The organism is Thioalkalivibrio sp. XN279 (assembly GCF_011089885.1).
GTDB lineage: Bacteria > Pseudomonadota > Gammaproteobacteria > Steroidobacterales > XN24 > XN24.
Genome location: NZ_JAANBD010000022.1, coordinates 1 through 6,054, shown reverse-complemented (window position 1 = coordinate 6,054; position 6,054 = coordinate 1). Strand labels below are relative to the sequence as shown.

The 6,054-nt window shown below is 65.1% G+C and carries 2 protein-coding genes; one reads left to right on the top strand and one right to left on the bottom strand.

All coding sequences use genetic code 11. The features are described 5' to 3' along the window. A partial coding sequence (locus G8346_RS02890) for an FG-GAP-like repeat-containing protein (protein ID WP_206202557.1) occupies window positions 1–5,330 on the bottom strand: 5,330 nt, incomplete at its 3' end. Window positions 5,331–5,440: 110 nt separating this feature from the next. Here G8346_RS02890 and G8346_RS02885 point away from each other — a divergent pair. Further along, window positions 5,441–6,054: RHS repeat protein (locus tag G8346_RS02885; RefSeq protein WP_166048052.1), on the top strand; the 614-nt coding region annotated here is incomplete at its 3' end.

Sequence of the window (6,054 nt, the reverse complement as noted above, 5' to 3'; positions counted from 1 at the left end):
GGGGTCTGCCAGGTGTCCGCCGGGCGCCGCTTGCCCCACGCATCATAGGCCAGCCGCTCGACCACGGTGCCGGCCTCGTTGGTGATCGCCACCACCGAGCCCAGGTGATCCCGGTGCCAGTAGCGGGTGGTGTTGGTGGTGCTGGTGCCGCTGCGCTCGATGGTGGCCACCGTGGCGCCCTGGGCCTGGACGTAGAAGGTATGAGCAAAGCTCATCCCCGTCTGGCGGCGCTCGTAGAGCGCGGACCCGTAGAGCGTCACCACGGTCTGGCCGCTGCTGCGGCCATACTGGCGGAACATCGCCCGGTCGCCGCCCGGACCGTACCAGTACTCGGCAGAATTGCTGCCGTCGCGCTCCATCCGCCGCGGCTTGTTGAAGCTCCACCACGTCACCGTGCGCGCCCCGGGACCGGTCACCTGGGTCAGATTACCGTTGGCGTCGTAGCCGTAGCTGCGCACCCCCGCCGGCGTGGTGACCGCGGAGACCTGGTGCGGCCGGTTGGCATGCGTGTACTGGTAATTGGTGAAGCTGCCCTTGCCGAGGATGTTCCCGGCCGGGCCGTACTGGATCGATTCCGTGCCCAGGGAAGAACCCCCAGCCGTCTTCAGCGTCACCGTCTTCAGACGCCCCAAGCCGTCGTACAGCAGATCCTCGCGCCGGTTGGCGGTGTGATCCGTGCGCTCGGTCAGGTTGCCGACCCGGTCCCAGGCCATCGACAGGTCCTGCACCGCCGTCGGGTTGCCTGCCGTCCCTGTCGTGAGATGCTCCAACAGGCCGGTGGCCGGATTCACGTACCGCAGCGTCTCCAGGCCGTTGCCGACCCGCCCCAGCGTCACGCTGCCCAGCGCGTCCACTTCCAGCGCCTCCCAGTACACGGTGCCCGCCGTGCCGTCCGGACGGCGCTCGCGCACCTGGTACAGGTGACCGTAGCGATAGTACTGGTCCACCCGCAAACGGCCGGCATCGGCCGGTACCGAACTGCAGGGCGAGCCACAGTTCACCGAGGGATAACGGATCCTCGACACGCGCCCGAGACTGTCGTAGTCAAAGCTAGTCCAGAACCACTGCGTGTCGATGTAGCGTGCCGCATGCGAGACATCGCCGCCGGTGCCTTGATACCAGAACCGCTCCCGGTAGCCGTCGGGCCCGACGATGTCCGTCACCCGGCCGCGGGCCGCGCCATGGGCCGTGTTGTCATAGGTCCAGGTGGTCGTGCCCTCCGGCTCGCTGCGAGTCTTGATCCGCCCCAGCGCGTCGTAGGTCATGCTGACCGTGACGCCCTTGGCATCGGTCTGCGAGGTCAGTTCGCCGGCGGCGTTGTAACCATAGGTCCAGACGCCCATGCTGGGATCGGACATATAGCCCTTGCGACCGGCTGAGTCGAACAGCGAGATCGTCTGCGCTCCGCCTGGGTCCTCCACCCAGCTCGTATTCCCGTGGACATCGTAGCGGTACTCGGTTTCCTGCCAGGCCAGTCCGTCGTGTTCGCGGACGAAGCGCAGCCGGTCGACGACGTTGACGACGGTCTGCCGCTGCCGCCCCTCGGGGTCGTTCGTGGTTTCGGTCAAGCCCGCGTAGGTCGTCTCGGTATGCGACCAGCCGGATGGCGTCGCGCCCAATGCCGGCGGCACCAGGGTGCTGCAGTGCGCGGGGTCGGACGCCGCGTACTGGTGTCGCACCCGCCCGAGCGGATCGTAGTGCCGGACCGTCCAGCAGGCGCCGGAATCCATGCCTGGACGGAACGGCCCGGAACTCGCGTAGGGCCGCCCTGCGGGGTCGAAGTACGTCAACGCGTACGTCCAGTGACCCTGCACATTGCGCTCGGCCTGGGCGACGGTGCGTCCCAGTCGATCGATTTCCGTGATCGACTCGCCGCGTTCCAGGGCCGTGCCCGACGTTGTCCGCGTCACCTTCAGCACGGCGTCGGGGTGCTGGCAACCGCCCGTGCCGCACCAGGACCGAACCGTGTCGGTGAATTGCGTGGTTCGAGGGCCGGTGACGCGGAGTTCGCGCCCGAAACTGTCATGCTGCCAGGAGATCACGAGTCCATTCGGATCGGTAACCGACTGGCGGACACCAAGCCCGAGGTTCCACCCGAAGGATTCCGTATGCCCCAGCGCGTTGACCCGCTGCTGGATGAAGCGCCCGGTCGGTTCAAAGGTAGTGGTGGTGACTCGCGCCGGGCTGATGCCCGCGCCGCTGACGGTTTCCGACGTCCGGTTACCGAACGCGTCGTGCCCGTAACTCCTTGTCAGTGCCGCAGTGGTCCCGAAATCGCTCGTTTCGGCGATGAGCTGGCAATGTACGGGGTCGTACTGGAACTTCGCGGTGCGCTGTCCGGTGGTGCCGCTGCCGTAGACACTCGCGGCCGGTGCGACCTGGGTGACCACGCTCTGCGTCAGGCGGGACGGACAAGATTCCGAGTGGGTGAAAGTGTTGACGGTCGTGGTCGTATGTTCGTCCCCGCCATGGGCGTCCGTCACCCGCGCGGCAACCTGGGTGGCATTGCCGTTGTTGTCGTAAGTGAAGGTAGTCTCCGCGATCCGAAACAGGCTCCCGCCGGAGGAAAGCTCGAACTCCTTCTCGGTTGTCTTGAAGGCGTAAGGAAAATACACGCGCCCAGCACCACTCGATCCCAGGGTCTTGTGGGCGGCAATGGTCGTGGACTCGCTCACGACAGGTCCGGGATTCAGTGTGATCGTCGGCGGCGGCGGGGCCTGGCACTGGGGAGGATACGGCGGCGCGCATTCCTCGGTGAACCATTCATGCCATGCATCCCAGTCAGACTCCACGATTGTCTGGGTGTTGGGCATTTTACGTAGCGTCTTCGCCACCATTCCGGTGTAGGGGAAGGCCTGGAAATGCTCGTTCTCGGTGACGATGTTGGTGTTGGCGTTGTGAGCGGCGATGCGCCGAAAACCGAGGAATCCTCGACCGTACTGGTTCAGTTTCGCGCCCCAGTAGCGGTAAGTTGTCGTGACCTTCTGGGGGGTGCCGCTGGCAGAGTTCGTCCCGGCATCCGCCGCATAGCTCTCGACGACGTAGATCGGCCCGAGAAAGTCGCGATAGCGGGGCGTGGCGGTCGAGGCGTCGCCGGCGAGGTGGCCGGAATACACCCCGTAACCCGGCGATGAGCTGTCCGACAAGGCCGCGTAGTTGATCGAAAGTTCGTCGCCCAGGCCATTGGTGATGACGCGCAAGTGTCCCGCCCGGGTACCCCGGTGACGCTTTACGTGCCAGGTGTTGTTGGCCTCGTAATACACATCGGCCAGGCCGTTACCGCTCCAGTCGCCAACCACCATGGCTGCTGACAGAGACCAGATCGAGGTTGGCAGTACCTCGACTACATTGTCGCGAAAGGTCAGGGCATGGAACTGGTTGCCAGGGCGCAATACGAGCAGGTCGTCGCGCCCGTCCAGGTTCCAGTCGAACACGAGGGAGCGCGTCCAGCTCGAGTTGTCTAGCCCGGACCAGACCGGCTCCCAGTAGCCGCCCCGGTTCAGGTAAACCTTCATTTGTCCGGTATAAGGGTAGATCTCGACGACGTCGGTGAGCCCGTCGCCGTTCAGGTCGAGAATTCGTAGGTCGGAGTAGGCCGCCTGGCCTCCGGTCGGCCGCACGAGGGGTGCGCCCGAACCATGGACCCAGACGAGGGCGCCTGCGGTGAGCATGCAAGTCTCTGACCCGGTGCTGGACGACTGGCTGGTCGTCTGCATCCCGAGCGGCGCGAGATTGATGGATTGTTCGATGATGCCGCCGCCGCCGCCACCACCGCCCCCGCCGCCACCACCGCCCCCGCCGCCACCACCACCGCCACCGCAGTTCTGGGTGCCGTCACCGGTGACGAAGAGGTCGGGGCGGCCATCGCCGTTAAACTCGATCGGCATGAACTTTTGCTCATCCGCGACCCGCCAGGCGGTGGCGATCGGAATCGAGGCGAAGCCTCCGCCGTCCAGACTCTGGTAGACGTTGATGTAGCCGCCATTCCGGAAGAACAGGTCGGAGACGCCGTTGCCCGTAATGTCGAAGGCGACGGGATGCTTGTTGTAGGCGTTGTAGTGCGCCCGCCCCGTTTGCAGGTACTGGAAATTGGTCCCGGTCGACTGGTAGAGGTCCCAGTTTCCGCTCGTCGTGTTGGGAACCAGGAGATCCATGCGGCCATCGCCGTTGTAGTCGAGCACGACGGCATGCTCGAGCTTCAGGTTGGATCCGGCCGGGACGCTGCTCGTGGTCGGGTAGCCATTGTTTTTCGCGAAATAGATGCGGATCGTGCCCTGATGGCCCACCACGGCATCGCGGCGGCCGTCGCCGTCCACATCCAGCCACTTCAGATTGCTGTACGCCGGAGCAGCGCTGGTAGCGCCCGCCAACTCGAATCCCTGCTGTCCCGTGGTCCATTGAAAAGTGGTCGCCGGCAGGCAGGTTCCGCCCGCACACTCCTGGATGGACGAGAGCTGGCTCAGGTTGCTGTAGGGTCCTTGGTTGTACGACAAACTGTAGGTCCGAACCTGATTTGATAACCCTTCATTCACCTGGACCGAGCTGAGTCGTCGCGTCAGCGCCTGCTTCATGCCGCCATACCCGTGCCCGTAGCTCTTGTCGGGACGAGTGGTGGTGTAGTTGAAGAGAGCGCGTCCAAGAACGGTCAGGTTGCGGTTCGACCAGCGGATCTCGCTGGGCCAGTATTCACCGTTGACCGTGTCGCGGCCGTACGTGAACGTGATCGCGTTGCCGTGCTTGTCCTCGATCCGGTTGATGGCCCAGACGATCGGGACGCCAGCGGTGTTACCGACCGACGTAATCCTGCTGTCCGAGGTCTGGCCGTAGACACGTTTCAGGCCCGATCGATCGTTGACCTCGAAGTACGTGGGCGCCCCGGCCGTGGAGCCGTAGCTGCGGACGTACTGGAAACTCTGTACCTCCGTGTAGTACAGCGTGCCGGATGCCCCGTAGGTGCCGGCTTGGTGGCGCAACGGCTGGCCGTCGAGACAGAAACGATCCGACGACGATAAGGTGACGCCTGCGGTGTGAGTGACGCCTTCGGAATCCCGCATCGCACTGCAGCGGGTAATAACCGAGAGGCCGGAGAGAGACCACCCGACGCCGAGCTGGCCGTTGCCGGCCCGCGAGTGGTACAGGAAAGCCAGCTCGGGTTGCATTCCGCCAGCGCCGATCGGCAAGCGTAGCGGCACCTGATACGTGGCGGCTCCCGTTGAGTCGTCTGAGAACTCGCCTGGCAAGTGGCCCGGCACATCGGCCCTGGCCAGGAAGGTGACGCTCAACAGCGCGAAGAACAGAGAGATCGCACTGTTGCTTCGGGTCCGGGCCATGACGATCCCCCAGCTGCCAACAATCGTGAGGGTGCTATATTTGGTCGCGTTTGCCCATACACGGTATACGTACTTGCCGTAACTTTCTGCATGAGGGCCGGCTGACGACGGTGACGCTGAAGACGGCTGGGGGTTCGCACCTGGGCTCGGAATCGATCCAGTACGGCCCGGCCGGGAACATCCTCGGCAAGGGCAGCTTCACCAATTACCAGTACACGCATGCCAACCGGCCGCACCAGGTCTCCGCGGTCACCACGCCGGCGGGGGTGCGCAGCTACGGCTACGACGCCAACGGTAATCTGACCCAGGTGACCGGTCCCGGGGCGCGCACGGTGACGTGGTGGAGCTTCAACAAGCCGCGGCGGATGGAGCGCGACGGCAGCAATTCTGCCGAGTACTGGTACGGTCCGGGCGGCGACCGGGCGATGTTCCGCCAGTATGGCCGCAGCAGCGGCCAGACCGTGGTGACGCTCTACGGGTCCGCGCTCTACGAGCGCCGCCAGACGGGGATGAGCTTTGCTCATACCTTCTACGTCCAGGCCCAGGGCGCCACGGTGGCCACCATCGAGCGCAGCGGCACCAGCACCACCAACACCACCCGCTACTGGCACCGGGATCACCTGGGCTCGGTGGTGGCGATCACCAACGAGGCCGGCACCGTGGTCGAGCGGCTGGCCTATGATGCGTGGGGCAAGCGGCGCCCGGCGGACACCTGGCAGACCCC